Here is a 20,864-nt window from a genome sequence, read left to right as displayed (position 1 = left end):
TGAGCACTAACATATCAAATGAACCCGGCATACTACCAAATCAGGGGTTTCTGGCAATTTATTGCGCCAAATCGACATAGAATTGTGTGTAGCGAGTATAGTTCTGAGAGAAATTTTACCAAACATCGAGCCATTGAGGACGGGTTATGCAGGCATTAATCTTAGAACAGCAGGACGGAAAAACCCTTGCATCGGTACAACGCATCGACGACAGCCTGTTGCCGCAAGGGGATGTCACCGTAGATATTCAGTGGTCCAGCCTGAACTATAAAGACGCGCTGGCAATCACCGGGAAAGGCAAAATTATCCGCAACTTCCCTATGGTGCCCGGTATTGATTTCGCCGGTACGGTACACGCCAGCGACGACGCACGTTTTCAACCAGGCCAGCCCGTGCTGCTGACCGGCTGGGGCATGGGCGAAAACCACTGGGGCGGTTTGTCTGAGCGCGCACGCGTGAAGGGTGACTGGCTGGTGCCAATGCCAAATGGGCTCGATGGCCGTAAAGCGATGATTATCGGCACCGCCGGTTTCACTGCCATGCTGTGCGTGATGGCGCTGGAAGACGCGGGCGTTCGTCCGCAAGACGGTGAAATTGTGGTTACCGGCGCCAGCGGCGGCGTAGGCAGCACCGCGGTCGCGCTACTGCATAAACTGGGTTATCAGGTGGCCGCTGTTTCAGGTCGCGAAAGCACCCACGATTACCTGCGCCAGCTGGGCGCAAACCGAATTCTGGCGCGTGATGAATTCGCAGAAACGCGCCCGCTGGAAAAACAGGTCTGGGCCGGGGCCGTCGATACCGTCGGCGATAAAGTGCTGGCGAAAGTACTGGCGCAAATGAACTACGGCGGCTGCGTGGCGGCCTGCGGCCTGGCGGGCGGTTTCGCCCTGCCGACCACCGTGATGCCGTTTATTCTGCGCAACGTCCGTTTGCAGGGCGTCGATTCAGTGATGACCCCGATTGCGCGCCGTACCGCCGCGTGGGAGCGTCTGGTGAAAGATCTGCCAGAATCGTTCTACGCCCAGAGTGCGACGGAAATCACCCTTGATAAAGCACCGCAGTTTGCCGAAGCGATTATCAACAATCAGGCGCAGGGCCGTACGCTGGTAAAAATCGCCTAATCTTCAAATTTTCGTGACATATTCGCGCGAATAACGCCTCTCCGTCATGCTTAGTACAAATGACGGAGAGGTGAAATAACGTGAAAAAATTAACCGAAGCCGACGTGACCGCAGAGTCCGTCTTTATGATGCAGCGCCGCCAGGTGCTGAAGATGTTAGGAATCAGCACCGCGGCCATTGCGCTCCCTGCCCAGGCGGGCCTCAGCGACTGGTTTAAAGGCAACGATCGCCCTCCCGCGCCTTCCGGTAAACCGCTCGATTTCAGCAAACCCGCCGAATGGCAAAACAAACTCACCTTAACGCCGGAAGATAAAGTCACCGGTTACAACAACTTTTATGAGTTCGGCCTCGATAAAGCCGACCCGGCTGCCAACGCAGGCAGTTTGCCGACCGATCCCTGGAAACTGACGATCGATGGCGAAGTGGCAAAACCGCTGACGCTCGATCACGATGACCTCACCCGCCGCTTTCCACTGGAAGAGCGTATTTACCGGATGCGTTGCGTGGAGGCCTGGTCGATGGTCGTGCCGTGGGTAGGCTTTCCTTTACATAAACTGTTATCGCTGGTTGAGCCCACCAGCAATGCAAAATATGTGGCCTTCCAAACTCTGTACGCACCTGATGTGATGCCCGGACAAAAAGACCGCTTCATCGGCGGCGGGCTGAAATATCCCTATGTTGAAGGGCTGCGCCTGGATGAAGCGATGCATCCCCTCACCATGCTGACCGTCGGCGTGTATGGCAAAGCGCTGCCGCCGCAAAACGGCGCGCCCATTCGCCTCACTGTGCCGTGGAAGTATGGCTTTAAGGGCATCAAATCGATTGTCTCAATTAAGCTCACCCGTGAACGCCCGCCAACCACATGGAACCTCGCCGCAGCCGATGAATACGGGTTTTATGCCAACGTGAACCCGCACGTCGATCATCCGCGCTGGTCGCAGGCGAGTGAACGCTTTATTGGTTCCGGTGGGATTCTGGATGTGAAACGTCAGCCGACGCTGCTGTTTAATGGCTATGCCGACCAGGTGGCCTCACTCTATCGTGGGCTGGATTTGCGGGAGAATTTTTAATGCGTTTAACCGTTACACACATTCGCTGGCTGAAACTTTGCCTGCATCTTGCGGCATTTTTGCCGTTTGTCTGGCTCTTTTGGGCCGCCTCTTCCGGGCAACTCAGCGCCGACCCGGCAAAAGATATCCAGCACTTCACCGGTAGGATGGCTCTGAAATTACTGTTGGCGACCTTGTTGGTTTCCCCGCTGGCGCGCTACGCTAAACAGCCATTATTGATACGCACCCGCCGCCTGTTGGGGTTATGGTGTTTTGCATGGGCGACGTTACATTTATGTAGCTACGCGCTGCTGGAGCTCGGTATCAACAACCTGGCGCTACTGGGCCAGGAGCTGGTGATGCGCCCCTATTTGCTGCTCGGCTTCGCCAGTTGGCTGATTTTACTGGCGCTGGCGATAACCTCGACCCAGTACATGCAGCGAAAACTGGGCCGACGCTGGCAGTTATTGCACAACTTCGTCTATCTGGTGGCGATCCTCGCACCGATTCATTATCTGTGGTCGGTAAAAATTTTATCGCCGCAGCCGCTGCTTTATGCCGTGTGCGCAGTCGCGCTTTTAGCATGGCGTTATAAGAAGTTCCGCCAGTGGTGGCGCTAGCTACGAGATATGTGCGGTTTACCGCAAATTACTGAACTCCGTCCTGACTTTACACGAATGCGGTTGATAATCTTCCCTGATAAGACCAGTATTTAGCTGCCAAATGCTACGAAATAGTTATAATGTGCGACTTCAGTTTTCCTGACAGGGGTTTTAAGCCTCTGAAAAGGTGACAATCGCGCATCGAAGGTATATTTTGTTTTTTACCGGAGAATTGCAGGAGATAGCAGCACAATGGCAGACAAGTTTCGCATTTTGCTTTTAAACGGCCCGAACCTGAATATGCTCGGCACCCGTGAACCCGAGAAGTACGGAACGCTGACGCTTGCGCAAATCGTAAACGGTTTACAGCGTGAAGCGGAAGCACTGAACGTTGAGCTGGATCATCTGCAATCCAACGCGGAGTACGCACTCATCGACCGAATTCATCAGGCTAAAGACACTGTCGACTATATCCTGATTAATCCGGCCGCGTTTACGCACACAAGCGTTGCCCTTCGAGATGCGCTGCTGGCGGTAAGTATCCCGTTTATCGAGATTCACCTCAGCAATGTGCATGCGCGCGAACCGTTTCGCCATCATTCGTATCTGTCTGATGTCTCCGCTGGCGTTATTTGCGGGTTAGGCGCAGATGGTTATTCATACGCGTTACAGACGGCGGTAAAACGCCTGTCACAATCACACTAAACAAAGAGTACGGAACCCACTCATGGATATTCGTAAGATTAAAAAACTGATCGAGCTGGTCGAAGAGTCTGGCATTTCTGAACTGGAAATTTCTGAAGGCGAAGAGTCAGTACGCATTAGCCGTGCTACCGCCCCAGCCAGTTTCCCGATGATGCAGCAGGCTTATGCTGCTCCGGTAATGCAAGCTCAACAGGCTCCAGCCGCCGCTCCGGCAGCAACAGAAGCCGCAGCGCCTGCTAAAGCGGAAATCAGTGGTCACATCGTACGTTCCCCGATGGTTGGTACTTTCTACCGTACACCAGGCCCGGAAGCGAAAGCTTTCGTGGAAGTGGGTCAGAAAGTTAACGTGGGCGACACCCTGTGCATCGTAGAAGCGATGAAAATGATGAACCAGATCGAAGCTGATAAAGCTGGCGTAGTGAAAGCCGTTCTGGTCGAAAGCGGGCAACCGGTTGAATTTGACGAGCCGCTGGTCATCATCGAGTAACGAGGCGAAGATGCTGGATAAAATTGTCATCGCTAACCGTGGCGAGATCGCACTGCGTATTCTTCGTGCCTGTAAAGAACTGGGCATCAAGACCGTCGCTGTGCACTCCACCGCGGACCGCGATTTAAAGCACGTATTGCTGGCGGATGAGACGGTCTGTATTGGCCCGGCTCCGTCCGTAAAAAGCTACCTGAACATCCCGGCGATCATCAGCGCGGCTGAGATCACTGGCGCAGTAGCGATTCACCCTGGTTATGGTTTTCTCTCCGAGAACGCCAACTTTGCTGAGCAGGTTGAACGTTCTGGCTTTATCTTCATCGGGCCGAAAGCCGATACTATCCGCCTGATGGGCGATAAAGTGTCTGCGATCACCGCGATGAAAAAAGCAGGCGTCCCGACCGTACCAGGCTCCGATGGCCCACTGGGCGACGACATGGACGCTAACCGCGCGCATGCCAAACGTATCGGCTACCCGGTAATCATCAAAGCCTCTGGCGGCGGTGGCGGTCGTGGTATGCGCGTTGTGCGCAACGATGCCGACCTGGCGCAGTCCATCTCCATGACCAAAGCAGAAGCCAAAGCGGCGTTCAGCAATGACATGGTGTACATGGAAAAATATCTGGAAAACCCACGCCACGTGGAAATCCAGGTACTGGCTGATGGTCAGGGTAATGCTATCTATCTGGCGGAACGTGACTGCTCCATGCAGCGTCGCCACCAGAAAGTTGTCGAAGAAGCGCCAGCACCGGGCATCACGCCGGAACTGCGTCGCTACATCGGCGAGCGTTGCGCCAAAGCCTGTGTTGATATCGGCTATCGCGGGGCGGGTACTTTCGAGTTCCTGTTCGAAAACGGCGAGTTCTACTTCATTGAAATGAACACCCGTATTCAGGTTGAACACCCGGTTACCGAAATGATCACCGGCGTTGACCTGATCAAAGAGCAGCTGCGCATCGCCGCAGGTCAACCGCTCTCTATCAAGCAGGACGAAGTGCAGGTTCGCGGCCATGCGGTGGAATGCCGTATCAACGCCGAAGACCCGGATACCTTCCTGCCGAGCCCGGGTAAAATCACGCGCTTCCACGCGCCGGGCGGCTTTGGCGTTCGTTGGGAATCTCATATCTACGCGGGCTACACGGTACCGCCGTACTATGACTCAATGATCGGCAAACTGATTTGTTACGGTGAAACCCGCGACGTGGCGATTTCCCGTATGAAAAACGCATTGCAGGAACTGATCATCGACGGTATCAAAACCAACGTTGATTTGCAGATCCGCATCATGAATGACGAGAACTTCCAGCACGGTGGCACTAACATCCACTATCTGGAGAAAAAACTCGGTCTTCAGGAAAAATAAGCCTGCGTTGATTGAAAAAGGCCGGATATTCCGGCCTTTTGTTTTTTCCCCTCCCGCTCGCCCTCATGTACAATCCCCGCTTTCTTCATCCACAAGGGACAAAAAATGGACACGCGTTTTGTTCAGGCCCATAAAGAGGCGCGCTGGGCGCTGTGGCTGACCCTTCTTTATCTTGCTGCGTGGTTAGTGGCTGCTTACTTACCTGATTCGGCAATCGGTGTTACCGGCCTGCCGCACTGGTTTGAGATGGCCTGTCTGCTGGTCCCGCTGATTTTTATTGTGCTGTGCTGGGCAATGGTGAAACTGATTTACCGCGATATTCCGCTGGAGGATGACGATGCAGCTTGAAGTGATTCTTCCGCTTATCGCCTACCTGGTGGTGGTATTTGGCCTGTCGGTTTACGCAATGCGCAAACGGACCACGGGGACATTCCTCAACGAGTACTTCCTCGGTAGCCGCTCGATGGGCGGGATTGTGCTGGCGATGACGCTCACGGCCACCTATATCAGCGCCAGCTCGTTTATTGGCGGGCCGGGTGCGGCGTATAAATATGGCCTCGGCTGGGTACTGCTGGCGATGATTCAGCTGCCTGCTGTCTGGCTGTCGCTGGGGATTCTGGGCAAGAAATTCGCCATTCTGGCGCGACGCTATAATGCCGTCACGCTCAACGATATGCTGTTTGCCCGTTATCAAAGCCGCCTGCTGGTGTGGCTGGCAAGCCTGAGTCTGCTTATCGCATTCGTCGGCGCAATGACCGTGCAGTTCATCGGCGGTGCGCGTCTGCTGGAAACGGCAGCGGGAATTCCTTACGAAACCGGCCTGCTGATTTTCGGCATCAGTATTGCGCTCTATACCGCTTTTGGCGGCTTCCGCGCCAGCGTACTCAACGACACAATGCAGGGGCTGGTGATGCTGGTTGGCACCATCGTGCTGCTGGTCGGTATCGTTCACGCGGCGGGCGGCCTGACAAATGCGGTTGAAACACTGCAAACCATTGACCCGAAACTGGTCAGCCCGGAAGGCGCGGAAGATATCCTGTCGCCAACCTTTATGACTTCATTCTGGGTGCTGGTGTGCTTCGGGGTGATTGGCCTGCCGCACACGGCAGTGCGCTGCATCTCCTACAAAGACAGTAAAGCCGTGCACCGCGGGATTATCATCGGCACCATCGTTGTCGCCATCCTGATGTTTGGTATGCACCTGGCCGGCGCGCTGGGGCGCGCGGTGATCCCGGACTTAACCGTGCCGGATTTGGTTATCCCCACGCTGATGGTTAAAGTGCTGCCGCCGTTCGCCGCCGGGATCTTCCTTGCCGCACCGATGGCCGCCATTATGTCGACGATCAACGCCCAGTTACTGCAAAGTTCCGCTACGATCATTAAAGATCTCTACCTGAATCTGCGCCCGGAGCAGTTGCAGAATGAGCGACGCCTGAAGCGGATGTCGGCGGCGATTACCCTGATTCTGGGCGCGCTGCTGCTGCTGGCGGCATGGCGTCCACCTGAGATGATCATCTGGCTGAATCTGCTGGCCTTTGGCGGCCTGGAAGCCGTGTTCCTGTGGCCGCTGGTGCTGGGGCTTTACTGGGAACGCGCTAACGCCTCAGGCGCGCTGAGCGCGATGATCGTGGGCGGCGTGCTGTATGCCGTACTCGCGACGTTTAATATTCAGTACCTGGGCTTCCACCCGATTGTGCCTTCGTTACTGCTGAGTTTGCTGGCGTTTTTGGTCGGGAACCGTTTCGGTTCATCCGCACCACAAACTGTCGTACTGTCTACTGATAAATAAAGAGTTTTGCCATGCCATGGATCCAACTGAAACTGAACACCAGCGGCGCGAACGCTGAGGACTTAAGCGATGCGCTGATGGAAACGGGCGCCGTCTCCATCACCTTCCAGGACACCCACGATACACCGGTATTTGAGCCGCTGCCGGGCGAAACCCGTCTGTGGGGCGATACGGACGTTATCGGCCTGTTCGACGCAGAAACCGACATGAAAGAGGTGGTTGCCGCCCTGGAACTGCATCCGCTACTGGGCGCCGGTTTTGCCCATAAAATCGAGCAACTGGAAGACAAAGACTGGGAACGCGAGTGGATGGATAACTTCCACCCGATGCGTTTCGGCGAGCGCCTGTGGATTTGCCCAAGCTGGCGTGATGTGCCGGATGCTAACGCGGTTAACGTGATGCTCGACCCTGGCCTGGCGTTTGGTACCGGGACACACCCGACAACCTCCCTGTGCTTGCAGTGGCTCGACGGGCTCGATTTGGCGGGCAAAACCGTTATCGATTTCGGCTGCGGCTCCGGCATTCTGGCCATCGCGGCGTTGAAGCTCGGCGCGGCAAAAGCCATCGGTATTGATATCGACCCGCAGGCAATTCAGGCCAGCCGCGATAACGCCGAACGTAACGGTGTCTCTGAGCGTCTGGAGCTTTATCTGCCGCAAGACCAGCCAGACGCCATGAAAGCGGATGTGGTGGTCGCTAACATCCTCGCCGGCCCGTTACGCGAGCTGGCCCCGTTAATCAGCGTGCTGCCCGTTACAGGCGGCCTGCTGGGCCTTTCCGGTATTCTGGCCAGCCAGGCGGAAAGCGTATGCGAAGCTTACGCTGACCTTTTCGACCTCGACGCGGTGGTCGAGAAAGAAGAATGGTGCCGCATCACCGGCCGTAAGAAGTAAGCCTTCAGGCGGCCTGTCCGGGCCGCCTGCTCCCCCTCATTCCTGCTGACAATGGCAATAAATGCGATCCAGATCGCACTATAGCACCCTCTTTTTGCTCATAAAAACAGCGTTTTGTGTCGTGATTGCCCGATGAGAAGTAAGAAAAAACGAGAAGTTTTACCTTTTTATCGTTGAGCACAAAATATCCATCTCGAATTAATTTCATGATTATTAAAGACATTTATTTTTTGACTATCCTTTGAGCTGCGATTCATTGATCTACAACATCTGATTGCTCAAAGTTTGGCCTTTCATCTCGTCCAAAAAATGCGTAATATACGCCGCCTTGCAGTCACAGTATGGTCATTTCTTAACTCATGCGCATCGGACACTATCAGCTCAGAAATCGCCTGATCGCAGCGCCAATGGCTGGCATCACTGACAGACCATTCCGGACGCTGTGCTATGAGATGGGAGCAGGTTTAACCGTTTCCGAGATGATGTCCTCTAACCCGCAGGTTTGGGAGAGTGATAAGTCTCGCTTACGGATGGTGCACGTTGATGAACCAGGTATCCGAACCGTGCAAATCGCCGGTAGCGATCCTGAAGAGATGGCATGGGCCGCACGCATTAATGTGGAAAGCGGCGCCCAAATTATTGATATCAATATGGGCTGTCCAGCAAAGAAAGTGAATCGCAAGCTCGCGGGCTCAGCCCTACTGCAGTATCCGGACCAGGTGCAGTCTATCCTGACCGCGGTCGTGAAGGCAGTGGACGTTCCCGTAACACTCAAAATTCGCACTGGCAGGGCTCCTGAGCACCGTAACTGTGAAGAAATTGCCCAACTGGCTGAAGATTGTGGCATTCAGGCCCTGACGATTCACGGACGCACACGCGCCTGTTTGTTTAATGGTGAAGCTGAGTACGACAGTATTCGGGCAGTTAAGCAGAAAGTTTCCATTCCGGTTATCGCGAATGGCGACATTACTGACCCGCTTAAAGCCAGAGCTGTACTGGACTATACGGGGGCTGATGCCCTGATGATAGGCCGCGCAGCTCAGGGAAGACCCTGGATCTTTCGGGAAATCCAGCATTATCTGGACACTGGGGAGCTGCTGCCCCCTCTGCCTCTGGCAGAGATTAAGCGCTTACTTTGTGCGCATGTTCGGGAGTTGCACGACTTTTATGGTCAGGCAAAAGGGTACCGAATTGCACGCAAACACGTCTCCTGGTATCTCCAGGAGCACGCTCCAGATGACCAGTTTCGGCGCACATTCAACGCCATTGAGGATGCCAGCGAACAGCTGGAGGCGTTGGAGGCATACTTCGAAAATTTTGCGTAATAGAAATAAAGAGCTGACAGAACTATGTTCGAACAACGCGTAAATTCTGACGTACTGACCGTTTCAACCGTTAACTCTCAGGATCAGGTAACTCAAAAGCCCCTGCGTGACTCGGTTAAACAGGCACTGAAGAACTATTTTGCTCAACTGAATGGTCAGGATGTTAATGATCTGTATGAGCTGGTACTGGCTGAAGTAGAACAGCCCCTGTTGGACATGGTGATGCAATACACCCGCGGTAACCAAACCCGTGCTGCTCTCATGATGGGGATCAACCGCGGTACGCTGCGTAAAAAACTGAAAAAATACGGCATGAACTAAGTTTCATTCATGACGGATAAAAAGGCGCTACTCGGCATGGGGACGCGCCTTTTTTATTGTCTGTAAAACCGCTCTTCCCCCGCTTTCCTGCCCTTCATTTTCGTGTATATTGCTGCCATTCACGTTACCAATACCAGGGTTGGCTCATGATTCGCAAATACGGTTGGCTTGTCGTTTTCGCGCTGTTTATGTTCTTCTTCGATGCGGTGGTGATGCAGTGGATAGAGCTGCTGGCAACGGAAACGGACAAGTGTAGAAACATGAACTCGGTCAATCCGTTAAAGCTGGTGAACTGTAGCGAACTGGAGTAAGCCTGATTACGCGTAACACGCAGGATAATCGCTTACGACGGTATTATCCTGCAATTCCTTCCGGCACAATGTATTCATCAACATTATAATTACTTGCCAGCATACGTAACGTATTATCCACCAGCGCGGGGGCTTGCGAGAATAAATCGTAATGCGACTGATTCATCAACCAGTTTTTAACAATCCCGCTAAAACAACCATGCAGAATGATTAATATTACGTCTAAGTCCAGACTGGGCGAGAGCTGCCCTTGCGCGATGGCCTGAATCAATAAGCTACGCATCTGCGGATGGCTGAATCCAATCTTTTCACGAATATATTGTTCCGAAAGCATTTCTTCGTGGAATTCACATTTATGATACAGAATTTGCATTAATGCCCGCTGACGGGGATTAGTCGCAATATATTGCAATCCCAGTATAAGTTTTTCACGCATCAACCTGAGTGGGTTGTTCTGCCACTCTGCGGTAAGGTCAAGGGTGATCAGTTCGCTCAGTGCCGGTTGCTGGAGCCAGATTTCATTGAACAGCTGTACTTTGTTCTCAAAGTGCCAGTAGATGGCGCCACGTGTGACCTGGGCGGCATCGGCGATATCGTTCAGCGTGGTATTGGTCACGCCACGCGCAGCAAACTGCGCGATCGCCGTTTCGAGCAGAAGCTGGCGGGTTTTAAGCGCCTCTGCTTTGGTTTTTTTCGCCATGGCGTAACCCTGCATAGAAGAAAAGATGAATATGACGATAATGACACTATTTTATCTTTAATTCATCCTGAAGAATTAAAAACCGTGGTGACAACAAATATAATCACAATAAATAAATTAATATTATTATATTCATCAATCATATGTAATTACAGCCCACGGCGTTACGTTATATTTAGAAACACTCCGCCAATAAAAAACACACTTATCTTATCTCTCTTTTATGTTTGCGTGCCTTTCGAACGGTGAATAAATAACTATTACTTACATAGCCACCTTATTATTTGTAGGATAGCAAACTATTTATTTTCTCGGTCTCTGTTTTCTCTATTACCCCGCAACGGTAAATAGCGAGCTTCAGTTTATAAGGAACTGCAATGACGAAATACGCCAGGTTTTCACTCCTGCCCACCTTCATCATCCTTTCGGCTACGTTACTTGCCGGTTGTAACGATCAGGATGGGAAGCAAGCCCAGCCCCAGCAACCGCAGGTTACCGTTCACATTGTAAAAACGGCGCCGCTGTCGGTGACCACTGAACTGCCGGGCCGTACATCTGCATTCCGCATCGCCCAGGTACGCCCGCAGGTCAGCGGCATCATCCTGCAACGCCACTTCACGGAAGGCAGCGACGTTGAAGCGGGGCAATCGCTGTACCAGATTGACCCGGCAACCTATCAGGCTGATTACGACAGCGCGAAGGCCGAACTGGGGAAAAGTGAAGCTGCCGCGCAGATTGCCCACCTGACGGTGAAACGTTATGTACCGCTGGTGGGAACCAAATACATCAGCCAGCAAGAGTATGACCAGGCCATTGCCGACGCGCGTCAGGCGGATGCGGTGGTCGTTGCCGCCAAAGCATCGGTGGAGAGCGCGCGTATCAATCTGGCTTATACCAAAGTCACGTCACCCATCAGCGGACGTATTGGTAAATCCAATGTGACGGAAGGCGCGCTGGTGACAAACGGGCAAACCACCGAGCTGGCAACCGTACAACAGTTAGACCCTATCTATGTCGACGTAACACAGTCCAGCAGCGACTTTATGCGCCTGAAACAGTCCGTCGAGCAGGGTAATCTGCAAAAAGAGAATACCGCCAGCAATGTGGAGTTGCTGATGGAGAATGGCCAGCCTTATCCGCTGAAAGGCACCCTGCAGTTCTCCGACGTCACCGTCGATGAAAGCACCGGTTCTATTACTCTGCGCGCCGTCTTCCCGAACCCGCAGCACACATTGCTGCCCGGAATGTTTGTGCGGGCCCGCGTCGATGAAGGCGTGCAGCCAGATGCCATGCTGGTGCCGCAACAGGGCGTCACGCGTACGCCGCGCGGTGATTCCACCGTACTGGTCGTAAACAACGAAAGCACCGCCGAAACCCGCAACGTCATCGCCACACAGGCCATTGGCGACCAATGGTTGATTAGCGACGGGCTGAAAACGGGCGACAAGGTGATTGTCAGCGGTTTACAGAAAGTGCATCCCGGCGCGAAGGTCATCGCCGTTAGCGATGAATCAACCCCGCCAGCGGCGCAGTAAGGTATCCCTACGAAATGGCTAACTTTTTTATCAAGCGTCCGATTTTCGCCTGGGTGCTGGCTATCATTCTGATGATGGCCGGCGGGCTGGCGATTTTACAGCTGCCGGTTGCGCAGTATCCCACCATCGCGCCACCGGCAGTCTCCGTTTCCGCTAACTATCCGGGCGCAGATGCGCAAACTGTGCAGGATACGGTGACGCAGGTTATCGAACAGAACATGAACGGCATCGATAACCTGATGTACATGTCATCCACCAGCGACTCCGCAGGAAGCGTGACGATCACCCTGACCTTCCAGTCGGGAACCGACCCGGATATCGCGCAGGTGCAGGTGCAGAACAAGCTCCAGCTCGCCACGCCGTTGCTGCCGCAGGAAGTGCAGCAACAGGGGATCAGCGTTGAGAAGTCGAGCAGCAGCTTCCTCATGGTGGCTGGTTTTGTCTCCGACAACCCCGCCACCACTCAGGATGATATTTCTGACTATGTGGCATCTAACGTTAAGGACACCATCAGCCGCCTTAACGGCGTGGGCGATGTACAGCTGTTCGGTGCACAGTACGCCATGCGCATCTGGCTGGACGCCAACCTGCTAAACAAATATCGCCTTACGCCGGTAGATGTTATTAACCAACTGAAAGTGCAGAACGACCAGATTGCCGCCGGTCAGCTTGGCGGAACGCCTGCGTTACCGGGGCAACAGCTTAACGCCTCTATCATTGCGCAAACGCGTCTGAAAGATCCGGTTGAGTTCGGGAACGTTACGCTGCGCGTTAATACTGACGGCTCCGTGGTGCATCTGAAAGATGTCGCGCGCATCGAGCTTGGCGGTGAAAACTACAACGTGGTGGCGCGGATTAACGGCAACCCGGCATCAGGTCTCGGTATCAAGCTGGCGACGGGCGCCAATGCACTGGATACAGCGAAAGCCATTAAAGAGAAGCTGGCAGAGCTACAGCCTTTCTTCCCGCAGGGGATGAAAGTGGTTTACCCGTACGACACCACACCGTTTGTCAAAATCTCCATCAATGAGGTGGTGAAGACTCTGTTCGAAGCGATCGTACTGGTCTTCCTCGTGATGTATCTGTTCTTACAGAACATCCGTGCGACACTTATCCCGACGATTGCCGTGCCAGTTGTGCTACTGGGGACGTTCGCCATTCTGTCCGCCTTCGGTTACTCCATTAACACCCTGACAATGTTTGGGATGGTGCTCGCCATCGGCCTGCTGGTCGATGATGCCATCGTGGTGGTGGAGAACGTCGAGCGCGTAATGGCTGAAGAACATCTGCCGCCAAAGGAAGCGACAGAAAAATCGATGTCACAAATTCAGGGTGCGCTGGTCGGGATCGCCATGGTGCTGTCGGCGGTATTTATCCCGATGGCCTTCTTTGGTGGCTCTACCGGGGCGATTTATCGTCAGTTTTCCATCACCATCGTCTCGGCGATGGCGCTGTCGGTGCTGGTTGCATTAATTCTGACCCCGGCGCTATGCGCCACCATCCTGAAACCGATGTCGCCAGAGCAGCATGCCCACAGAGGCGGTTTCTTTGGCTGGTTTAACAATCTGTTCGAACGAAGCGTAGGGCATTATACCGACAGCGTGAGCCGGATTCTGGGTTCAACCGGTCGTTACCTGCTGATCTTTGTTCTGATTGTGGTCGGGATGGTGATACTCGCCTTACGGCTGCCCACCTCTTTCCTGCCCGATGAAGACCAGGGGGTCTTCATGACCATCGTGCAACTTCCCGCGGGAGCGACGCAGGAACGTACGCAAAAAGTGCTCGATCAGGTAACGCATTATTACCTGAACAACGAAAAAGCGGATGTCGAAAGCGTGTTTACCGTGAACGGCTTCAGCTTTAGCGGCCAGGCGCAAAACGCGGGGATGGCGTTTGTCAGCCTGAAACCCTGGGAGCAGCGTGAAGGGAAAGAGTCGAAGGTTACCGCCATTTTGAGCCGCGCCAATGCGGCATTCGAACAGATTACCGATGGCTTTGTGCGCGGCTTTAACATGCCACCCATTCTTGAGCTGGGTACGGCCACCGGCTTCGACTTTGAACTTATCGACAAGGGCGGGCTCGGCCATCAGGCATTGACGGCCGCGCGTAACGAATTGCTGGGCAAAACGATGCAGCACCCGGATGTCCTGGAAGGCGTACGACCTAACGGCCTGGAAGACACGGTACAGTTTAAGCTCGATGTCGATCAGGAAAAGGCGCAGGCGCTGGGCGTATCGCTTTCAGACATCAACGAAACCATTTCGGCCTCGCTGGGCGGTTATTACGTTAACGACTTTATTGACCGGGGACGCGTGAAAAAAGTCTACGTGCAGGCCGATGCGAAGTACCGCATGCTGCCGGAAGATATCAATAATCTGTACGTACGTAGCGCCAGTGGCGAAATGGTGCCGTTCTCCACCTTCAGCTCGGCGCACTGGTCTCACGGTTCCCCACGTCTGGAGCGTTATAACGGGCTGCCTTCAATGGAAATTCAGGGCGAATCCGCCCCGGGTAAAAGTACCGGTGAAGCAATGGCGCTGATGGAGCATTTAGCGTCGACGCTGCCAGTGGGCATTGGTTACGACTGGACGGGGATGTCCTACCAGGAGCGGCTGTCAGGTAACCAGGCACCGGCCCTGATCGGCATCTCTTTCGTCATCGTCTTCCTCTGCCTGGCCGCGCTCTACGAGAGCTGGTCGATTCCATTCTCTGTGATGCTGGTTGTACCGCTGGGGATCGTCGGCGTGTTGTTGGCTGCCACGCTCTTTGGCCAGAAAAATGACGTCTACTTTATGGTTGGCCTGCTCACCACCATTGGTCTCTCGGCTAAGAACGCCATTCTGATCGTGGAGTTTGCCAAAGATTTGATGGAGAAAGAGGGCAAAGGCATCATCGAAGCAATGTTGATGTCGGTGCGAATGCGTCTGCGTCCTATCCTGATGACATCGCTCGCGTTTATCCTCGGCGTATTGCCGCTGGCAATCAGCAACGGCGCCGGGAGCGGCGCGCAGAATGCGGTGGGTATTGGTGTGATGGGCGGGATGGTTTCCGCGACATTGTTAGCCATCTTCTTCGTTCCCGTCTTCTTTGTGGTGATTCGTCGTCGCTTCAAAGGTAAAGACGAGTAAGGCTGAAACATAAAGGCGTCTTCGGACGCCTTTTTTATGCAGTCCGAAGGCTATAATAATTAATAAGATAGTGATTCGTTCTTTCTTAAAACCAATCTATAAAATTCTTCTCTCTTCATTATTTTTACAATTCACATGAATTGACATTATTCCGCACGATGGTCTTTTTATCGCCAGTGATAAAATAGCCTCGAGCTCGTTAATAAGGGATTTAACTTATTAAACGAAGGCGTGATTATTGAGGTAACACCATGAAAAGATTAATTTCTGTCGCACTGCTTACCGCGCTGCTGGCAGGTTGTGCTCACGATTCTCCCTGCGTACCGGTCTATGATGACCAGGGACGTCTGGTTCATACCAATACCTGCATGAAAGGCACCACTCAGGATAACTGGGAGACTGCCGGCGCCGTCGCTGTGGGGACTGCCGCCGTGGCTGGCCTGACGATGGGGATCATCGCCCTGTCCAAATAATGCTTTCCGCGCGCGGCCCTGGCCGCGCGTTTGCCTTACTGTGGTGCAATTTTTTTACGCTCCCGCCGTTATATAAATAAATACATATAGAAGTTAATCACATCCTGCTGTCTTAAATATTGCTGCGTTGCAATTATTCGTGTTGATTTTCACATATTCAATTCATCCTACAGTTTGCTTATATTCACGGCCAAAACTGTTAGCGAACTGTTGCCATTAAAAAGAAAATATTTTGCGCCAAAATGTGGCTTACGTTGTAATTTCGCACTATTTCGGGGCGCTGATTTTATTTTTTCCTGTCTACACTCAGACATATTGCGCTGTAACTACCTCGCGCAAACCTGGCACTACCTTTGCTTAGTAAAAAGTAGAGCCATCACGACAGACAGGTTCAGGCGTTTCCCAAACGTCACTTATAACGATAATTTTCCGCCACACAGGATGCATTATGAAAAAGATAATGATAGCCAGCCTCGCCGCTGCCGGCGCGCTGTTTGCGGTTGTGAATCAGGCACATGCAGGTACCACATTTGATGCAGTTAAGAAAAAGGGGTTCGTCCAGTGTGGGATCAGTGACGGCCTGCCCGGTTTCTCTTACGCCGATGCCGATGGCAAATTTAGCGGTATCGACGTAGATGTCTGTCGCGGGGTCGCTGCAGCCGTCTTTGGTGATGCCAGCAAAGTAAAATATACCCCGCTCACTGCCAAAGAACGCTTCACTGCGCTGCAATCGGGTGAAGTGGACCTGCTCTCCCGTAATACCACCTGGACCTCCTCGCGCGATGCTGGCATGGGTATGTCGTTCACCGGCGTAACCTATTACGACGGCATTGGCTTCCTGACCCATAACAAAGCCGACCTGAAAAGCGCGAAAGAGCTGGATGGTGCGACGGTTTGTATCCAGGCAGGCACCGATACGGAACTGAACGTGGCCGACTACTTCAAAGCCAACAACATGAAGTACACACCGGTGACCTTTGACCGCTCTGATGAATCGGCAAAAGCCCTGGAGTCAGGCCGCTGCGATACGCTGGCCTCTGATCAGTCACAACTTTATGCACTGCGCATCAAGCTGGGTAACCCGGCGGAGTGGATTGTACTGCCTGAGGTTATCTCAAAAGAGCCGCTCGGGCCGGTTGTGCGCCGTGGAGATGACGAATGGTTCTCCGTCGTTCGCTGGACGCTTTTCGCCATGCTGAACGCCGAAGAGATGGGTATCAACTCGAAGAACGTCGACGAGAAAGCGGCCAGCCCTGCTACGCCGGATATGGCGCACCTGTTAGGCAAAGAGGGTGATTACGGTAAGGATCTTAAGCTCGATAACAAATGGGCTTACAACATTGTGAAACAGGTCGGCAACTACGGCGAGATCTTCGAGCGCAATGTCGGATCGGAAAGCCCGCTGAAGATCAAACGCGGGCAAAACAACCTCTGGAACAACGGCGGGATTCAGTACGCTCCGCCAGTACGCTAAGCACGGCAGTAACGGGCGCTGCGCTGCGGCGCCCACATTTTCGTTCTGGTTCTGAGGTTTTTTATGCGCCATCGTCACCCAACCGTAAAGGGAGCCCTCTCCTTTTCTAACCCCACGGTTCGTGCCTGGCTGTTTCAAATTATCGCCGTAGTGACGCTTGTCGCTATTGCCATCTATTTGATACACAACACGATTACCAACCTGAATAACCGCGGTATCACCTCAGGCTTCGCTTTTCTCGATCGCAGCGCCGGGTTTGGTATCGTCCAACATCTCATTGATTATCAGCAGGGTGATACCTATGGCCGGGTGTTTCTGGTCGGGCTGCTGAACACACTGCTGGTTTCAGCCCTCTGTATTGTCTTCGCCTCGATACTCGGTTTTTTCCTCGGGCTGGCGCGTTTGTCGGATAACTGGTTGCTGCGCAAACTCTCTACGATCTACATCGAGACGTTCCGTAATATTCCCCCGCTGCTGCAAATCTTCTTCTGGTACTTTGCCGTACTGCGCAACCTGCCGGGGCCGCGTCAAGCGGTTAACGCCTTTGACCTGCTGTTTCTCAGCAATCGTGGGCTTTATATTCCTGCACCGCAGTTAGGGGAAGGGCTGCTGGCGTTTCTGGCGGCCATTATTGTCGCCATCGCCGTCTCCATCGGGCTGTATCGCTATAACACATTACGTCAGATCAAAACGGGGCAACTCCGCCGTACCTGGCCTGCTTCGCTGGCACTCATTATTGGCTTACCGCTTCTGGCTCACGCGCTGTTTGGCGCGGCATTACACTGGGATGTGCCCGAACTGCGTGGGTTTAACTTCCGCGGTGGCATGGCGCTTATCCCGGAGCTGGCAGCGCTCACCCTGGCGCTCTCTGTGTATACGTCGGCGTTTATCGCGGAAATTATTCGTGCGGGTATTCAGGCAGTGCCCTATGGTCAGCACGAAGCGGCGCGTTCACTGGGTCTGCCGAATCCGGTCACGCTGCGCCAGGTGATCATCCCGCAGGCGCTGCGGGTCATCATTCCGCCGCTCACCAGCCAGTATCTGAATATTGTGAAGAACTCCTCTTTAGCGGCAGCGATTGGTTATCCCGATATGGTGTCTCTGTTTGCCGGAACGGTACTCAACCAGACCGGACAGGCGATTGAAACCATCGCCATTACTATGTCGGTTTACCTGATTATCAGCCTGACGATCTCCCTGCTGATGAACCTCTATAACCGCCGCATCGCCCTGGTCGAGCGTTAAGGAGCCATGATGACAAAAGCACTGTTATCGCATCCGGTCCCGCCCACGCCAGCTTCATCCTGGCGACCGCTGGTCTGGATGCGCAAAAACCTGTTCTCCAGCTGGCTGAATAGCCTGCTTACGCTGTTCTGTCTGTGGCTGATGTGGCAGTTAATTCCGCCGCTGCTGAACTGGGCATTTTTGCAGGCCAACTGGGTTGGCACGACACGCGCCGATTGTACGAAAGCCGGGGCGTGTTGGGTGTTTATCCACCAACGTTTTGGTCAGTTTATGTATGGCCTCTATCCGCACGATCAGCGCTGGCGAATTAATCTGGCGTTGCTGATTGGCCTGTTCTCCATTGCGCTGATGTTCTGGCGCAACCTGCCACAGCGCGGGCGCTACATTGCTGGCTGGGCGGTTATCTACCCGCTGATTGTTTGGGGGCTACTGTACGGCGGGATTTTCGGACTGGATCGCGTCGAGACGCGCCAGTGGGGCGGGTTGACGCTGACGCTGATTATCGCCTCAGTTGGCATCGCGGGGGCACTGCCGCTCGGGATCCTCCTTGCGTTAGGCCGACGCTCGACGATGCCGGTAGTGCGTATTCTGTCGGTAATTTTTATCGAGTTTTGGCGCGGAGTGCCGCTTATTACGGTTCTGTTTATGTCTTCGGTCATGCTGCCGCTCTTTATGGCGGAAGGCACCAGTATCGATAAGCTGATTCGCGCGTTGGTCGGTGTGATCCTGTTCCAGTCAGCCTACGTCGCGGAAGTGGTACGCGGCGGGCTTCAGGCGCTGCCAAAGGGGCAATATGAAGCGGCGGAGTCGCTGGCGCTGGGTTACTGGAGGATGCAGGGACTGGTCATTCTTCCACAGGCGCTGAAACTGGTGATTCCGGGTCTGGTAAACACCATCATTGCGTTGTTTAAGGATACCAGCCTGGTGATCATCATCGGTCTGTTTGATCTCTTCAGCAGCGTACAACAAGCGACCGTCGATCCCGCCTGGCTGGGGATGTCGACCGAAGGATATGTCTTCGCTGCACTGATCTACTGGATCTTCTGTTTTAGCATGTCGCGCTATAGCCAGTACCTGGAAAAGCGCTTCCACACCGGGCGTACACCGCACTGAGGAATCTATGAGCCAAATTTTGATGCAGCCCGCCGACGCGATGATTACGCTGGAAAATGTGAATAAGTGGTACGGGCAATTCCATGTTTTAAAAGACATTAATCTGAGCGTGAGGCCAGGTGAGCGTATTGTATTATGCGGTCCTTCGGGCTCCGGGAAATCAACGACTATTCGCTGTATCAACCACCTGGAGGAACATCAGCAAGGACGGATTATTGTCGATGGGATCGAGCTGAACGACGATCTGCGTAATATTGAGAAAGTACGCCAGGAAGTGGGCATGGTGTTCCAGCACTTTAATTTATTCCCGCATCTGACCGTTCTGCAAAACTGTACGCTAGCGCCCATTTGGGTGCATAAAATGCCAAAGAAAGAGGCAGAAGCGCTGGCGATGCATTATCTTGAACGCGTGAGAATTGCCGAGCATGCACATAAGTTTCCCGGGCAAATTTCCGGCGGGCAGCAGCAGCGTGTCGCGATTGCCCGTTCTCTGTGCATGAAACCCAAGATTATGCTGTTTGATGAACCGACATCGGCGCTCGATCCGGAGATGGTTAAAGAGGTGCTGGATACGATGATTGGACTGGCGCAGTCGGGTATGACGATGCTGTGTGTCACGCATGAGATGGGTTTCGCGCGTACCGTCGCTGATCGGGTGATATTTATGGATCGCGGAGAGATTGTTGAGCAGGCCGCGCCGGATGAGTTTTTTGCACACCCGAAATCCGAGCGTACACGCGCATTTTTATCGCAGGTAATCCATTAATTGGTATTTTTAGGCCGGATAAGGCGCAGCCTCTATCCGGCATGTTTTTTCGCCACAACGCAAAAAGGCCATCCTTTTGGATGGCCTTTTGCTTAATTTGATGTCTGGCAGTTCCCTACTCTCGCATGGGGAGACCCCACACTACCATCGGCGCTACGGCGTTTCACTTCTGAGTTCGGCATGGGGTCAGGTGGGACCACCGCGCTACTGCCGCCAGACAAATTCTTTTCTAATCTGCCGAACTTTAACCGAAAAAGTGGTGCTGATACCCAGAGTCGAACTGGGGACCTCACCCTTACCAAGGGTGCGCTCTACCAACTGAGCCATATCAGCACGCTAAATTTGATGCCTGGCAGTTCCCTACTCTCGCATGGGGAGACCCCACACTACCATCGGCGCTACGGCGTTTCACTTCTGAGTTCGGCATGGGGTCAGGTGGGACCACCGCGCTAGTGCCGCCAGGCAAA

The 20,864-nt window shown here is 53.6% G+C and carries 20 protein-coding genes, 1 tRNA gene and 2 rRNA genes; 19 read left to right on the top strand and 4 right to left on the bottom strand.

The window, feature by feature from the left end:
- The first annotated feature begins 146 nt into the window (after positions 1-146).
- The 12 genes from acuI (at position 147) to ACWWFX_RS07970 (ending at position 9,963) form a co-directional block, all read left to right on the top strand.
- Positions 147-1,121 carry an acrylyl-CoA reductase (NADPH) gene (acuI, locus tag ACWWFX_RS08025; protein WP_473223556.1) on the top strand — a complete coding sequence of 325 codons (975 nt, stop codon included), beginning with the start codon at positions 147-149 and terminating at the stop codon, positions 1,119-1,121.
- A gap of 80 nt (positions 1,122-1,201) precedes the next feature.
- Positions 1,202-2,191 carry a protein-methionine-sulfoxide reductase catalytic subunit MsrP gene (msrP, locus tag ACWWFX_RS08020; protein WP_456146590.1) on the top strand — a complete coding sequence of 330 codons (990 nt, stop codon included), beginning with the start codon at positions 1,202-1,204 and terminating at the stop codon, positions 2,189-2,191.
- A complete protein-coding gene (msrQ, locus tag ACWWFX_RS08015) occupies positions 2,191-2,790 on the top strand; it encodes a protein-methionine-sulfoxide reductase heme-binding subunit MsrQ (protein WP_276221074.1) in 600 nt (199 codons plus the stop codon). Before msrP ends, msrQ begins: the two co-directional genes overlap by 1 nt.
- 234 nt (positions 2,791-3,024) lie before the next feature.
- Positions 3,025-3,477 (top strand): type II 3-dehydroquinate dehydratase, encoded by a 453-nt coding sequence (aroQ, locus tag ACWWFX_RS08010; RefSeq protein WP_015962778.1) that lies wholly within the window; start codon positions 3,025-3,027, stop codon positions 3,475-3,477.
- Positions 3,478-3,499: 22 nt separating this feature from the next.
- Complete coding sequence (gene accB / locus ACWWFX_RS08005; protein ID WP_456146591.1) at positions 3,500-3,964, top strand: acetyl-CoA carboxylase biotin carboxyl carrier protein; 465 nt, start codon at positions 3,500-3,502, stop codon at positions 3,962-3,964.
- Between the two features lie 10 nt (positions 3,965-3,974).
- Positions 3,975-5,324 carry an acetyl-CoA carboxylase biotin carboxylase subunit gene (gene accC, locus ACWWFX_RS08000; RefSeq protein ID WP_276221078.1) on the top strand — a complete coding sequence of 450 codons (1,350 nt, stop codon included), beginning with the start codon at positions 3,975-3,977 and terminating at the stop codon, positions 5,322-5,324.
- Positions 5,325-5,429: 105 nt separating this feature from the next.
- Positions 5,430-5,672 carry a YhdT family protein gene (locus ACWWFX_RS07995; RefSeq protein WP_149464043.1) on the top strand — a complete coding sequence of 81 codons (243 nt, stop codon included), beginning with the start codon at positions 5,430-5,432 and terminating at the stop codon, positions 5,670-5,672.
- Positions 5,662-7,113 (top strand): sodium/pantothenate symporter, encoded by a 1,452-nt coding sequence (gene panF, locus ACWWFX_RS07990; RefSeq protein WP_473223555.1) that lies wholly within the window; start codon positions 5,662-5,664, stop codon positions 7,111-7,113. Before ACWWFX_RS07995 ends, panF begins: the two co-directional genes overlap by 11 nt.
- 11 nt (positions 7,114-7,124) lie before the next feature.
- Positions 7,125-8,006: a 50S ribosomal protein L11 methyltransferase gene (gene prmA / locus ACWWFX_RS07985; protein ID WP_015962773.1), complete on the top strand. Its 882-nt coding sequence runs from the start codon at positions 7,125-7,127 to the stop codon at positions 8,004-8,006.
- A gap of 359 nt (positions 8,007-8,365) precedes the next feature.
- The gene (gene dusB, locus ACWWFX_RS07980; protein WP_473223554.1) at positions 8,366-9,331 is read left to right on the top strand and encodes a tRNA dihydrouridine synthase DusB; all 966 of its coding nucleotides are present in this window, start codon (positions 8,366-8,368) and stop codon (positions 9,329-9,331) included.
- A 24-nt stretch (positions 9,332-9,355) separates the two neighbouring features.
- Positions 9,356-9,652 (top strand): DNA-binding transcriptional regulator Fis, encoded by a 297-nt coding sequence (gene fis / locus ACWWFX_RS07975; RefSeq protein ID WP_000462905.1) that lies wholly within the window; start codon positions 9,356-9,358, stop codon positions 9,650-9,652.
- Positions 9,653-9,798: 146 nt separating this feature from the next.
- Positions 9,799-9,963, top strand: a complete 165-nt coding sequence (locus tag ACWWFX_RS07970; RefSeq protein ID WP_149464046.1) for a DUF2556 family protein — start codon at positions 9,799-9,801, stop codon at positions 9,961-9,963.
- Positions 9,964-10,006: 43 nt separating this feature from the next.
- Here the strand turns inward: ACWWFX_RS07970 and envR are convergent, their stop codons facing one another.
- Positions 10,007-10,663, bottom strand: a complete 657-nt coding sequence (envR, locus tag ACWWFX_RS07965; protein ID WP_473223553.1) for an acrEF/envCD operon transcriptional regulator — start codon at positions 10,661-10,663, stop codon at positions 10,007-10,009.
- A 377-nt stretch (positions 10,664-11,040) separates the two neighbouring features.
- Here envR and ACWWFX_RS07960 point away from each other — a divergent pair, with 377 nt between their 5' ends.
- From ACWWFX_RS07960 to ACWWFX_RS07930, 7 genes are all read left to right on the top strand, one after another.
- A complete protein-coding gene (locus ACWWFX_RS07960) occupies positions 11,041-12,198 on the top strand; it encodes an efflux RND transporter periplasmic adaptor subunit (protein WP_473223552.1) in 1,158 nt (385 codons plus the stop codon).
- 14 nt (positions 12,199-12,212) lie between these two features.
- On the top strand, positions 12,213-15,326 hold the full coding sequence (locus ACWWFX_RS07955; protein ID WP_473223551.1) for an efflux RND transporter permease subunit: 3,114 nt from the start codon (positions 12,213-12,215) through the stop codon (positions 15,324-15,326).
- 251 nt (positions 15,327-15,577) lie between these two features.
- Positions 15,578-15,799, top strand: a complete 222-nt coding sequence (locus ACWWFX_RS07950) for a lipoprotein (protein WP_015962767.1) — start codon at positions 15,578-15,580, stop codon at positions 15,797-15,799.
- Positions 15,800-16,247: 448 nt separating this feature from the next.
- Positions 16,248-17,273, top strand: coding sequence for an amino acid ABC transporter substrate-binding protein (locus tag ACWWFX_RS07945; protein WP_015962766.1), 1,026 nt, complete (start codon positions 16,248-16,250; stop codon positions 17,271-17,273).
- A gap of 63 nt (positions 17,274-17,336) precedes the next feature.
- Positions 17,337-18,518 (top strand): amino acid ABC transporter permease, encoded by a 1,182-nt coding sequence (locus ACWWFX_RS07940; protein ID WP_231826072.1) that lies wholly within the window; start codon positions 17,337-17,339, stop codon positions 18,516-18,518.
- A 9-nt stretch (positions 18,519-18,527) separates the two neighbouring features.
- Positions 18,528-19,631, top strand: a complete 1,104-nt coding sequence (locus ACWWFX_RS07935; RefSeq protein ID WP_473223659.1) for an amino acid ABC transporter permease — start codon at positions 18,528-18,530, stop codon at positions 19,629-19,631.
- A 7-nt stretch (positions 19,632-19,638) separates the two neighbouring features.
- Entirely contained in the window at positions 19,639-20,397 is a 759-nt protein-coding gene (locus tag ACWWFX_RS07930) for an amino acid ABC transporter ATP-binding protein (protein WP_473223550.1), read from the top strand.
- Positions 20,398-20,499: 102 nt separating this feature from the next.
- Here the strand turns inward: ACWWFX_RS07930 and rrf (ACWWFX_RS07925) are convergent.
- From rrf (ACWWFX_RS07925) to rrf (ACWWFX_RS07915), 3 genes are all read right to left on the bottom strand, one after another.
- Positions 20,500-20,615, bottom strand: a 5S ribosomal RNA gene (gene rrf, locus ACWWFX_RS07925).
- Between the two features lie 39 nt (positions 20,616-20,654).
- Positions 20,655-20,730: transfer RNA gene (locus tag ACWWFX_RS07920), tRNA-Thr, on the bottom strand.
- Positions 20,731-20,744: 14 nt separating this feature from the next.
- Positions 20,745-20,860, bottom strand: a 5S ribosomal RNA gene (gene rrf / locus ACWWFX_RS07915).
- Positions 20,861-20,864: the final 4 nt, after the last annotated feature.

The organism is Pseudocitrobacter sp. 2023LY-00077, from assembly GCF_055796175.1.
This window is presented reverse-complemented; position numbering and strand designations above follow the sequence as displayed.

Excerpts from the sequence above, each read along its gene's own strand:
- acuI (WP_473223556.1), top strand. The coding sequence starts at position 147 with ATGCAGGCATTAATCTTAGAACAGCAGGACGGAAAAACCCTTGCATCG.
- msrQ (WP_276221074.1), top strand. The coding sequence starts at position 2,191 with ATGCGTTTAACCGTTACACACATTCGCTGGCTGAAACTTTGCCTGCAT.
- aroQ (WP_015962778.1), top strand. The coding sequence starts at position 3,025 with ATGGCAGACAAGTTTCGCATTTTGCTTTTAAACGGCCCGAACCTGAAT.
- accB (WP_456146591.1), top strand. The coding sequence starts at position 3,500 with ATGGATATTCGTAAGATTAAAAAACTGATCGAGCTGGTCGAAGAGTCT.
- accC (WP_276221078.1), top strand. The coding sequence starts at position 3,975 with ATGCTGGATAAAATTGTCATCGCTAACCGTGGCGAGATCGCACTGCGT.
- ACWWFX_RS07995 (WP_149464043.1), top strand. The coding sequence starts at position 5,430 with ATGGACACGCGTTTTGTTCAGGCCCATAAAGAGGCGCGCTGGGCGCTG.
- panF (WP_473223555.1), top strand. The coding sequence starts at position 5,662 with ATGCAGCTTGAAGTGATTCTTCCGCTTATCGCCTACCTGGTGGTGGTA.
- prmA (WP_015962773.1), top strand. The coding sequence starts at position 7,125 with ATGCCATGGATCCAACTGAAACTGAACACCAGCGGCGCGAACGCTGAG.
- dusB (WP_473223554.1), top strand. The coding sequence starts at position 8,366 with ATGCGCATCGGACACTATCAGCTCAGAAATCGCCTGATCGCAGCGCCA.
- fis (WP_000462905.1), top strand. The coding sequence starts at position 9,356 with ATGTTCGAACAACGCGTAAATTCTGACGTACTGACCGTTTCAACCGTT.
- ACWWFX_RS07970 (WP_149464046.1), top strand. The coding sequence starts at position 9,799 with ATGATTCGCAAATACGGTTGGCTTGTCGTTTTCGCGCTGTTTATGTTC.
- envR (WP_473223553.1), bottom strand. The coding sequence starts at position 10,663 with ATGGCGAAAAAAACCAAAGCAGAGGCGCTTAAAACCCGCCAGCTTCTG.
- ACWWFX_RS07960 (WP_473223552.1), top strand. The coding sequence starts at position 11,041 with ATGACGAAATACGCCAGGTTTTCACTCCTGCCCACCTTCATCATCCTT.
- ACWWFX_RS07955 (WP_473223551.1), top strand. The coding sequence starts at position 12,213 with ATGGCTAACTTTTTTATCAAGCGTCCGATTTTCGCCTGGGTGCTGGCT.
- ACWWFX_RS07950 (WP_015962767.1), top strand. The coding sequence starts at position 15,578 with ATGAAAAGATTAATTTCTGTCGCACTGCTTACCGCGCTGCTGGCAGGT.
- ACWWFX_RS07945 (WP_015962766.1), top strand. The coding sequence starts at position 16,248 with ATGAAAAAGATAATGATAGCCAGCCTCGCCGCTGCCGGCGCGCTGTTT.
- ACWWFX_RS07940 (WP_231826072.1), top strand. The coding sequence starts at position 17,337 with ATGCGCCATCGTCACCCAACCGTAAAGGGAGCCCTCTCCTTTTCTAAC.
- ACWWFX_RS07935 (WP_473223659.1), top strand. The coding sequence starts at position 18,528 with ATGACAAAAGCACTGTTATCGCATCCGGTCCCGCCCACGCCAGCTTCA.
- ACWWFX_RS07930 (WP_473223550.1), top strand. The coding sequence starts at position 19,639 with ATGAGCCAAATTTTGATGCAGCCCGCCGACGCGATGATTACGCTGGAA.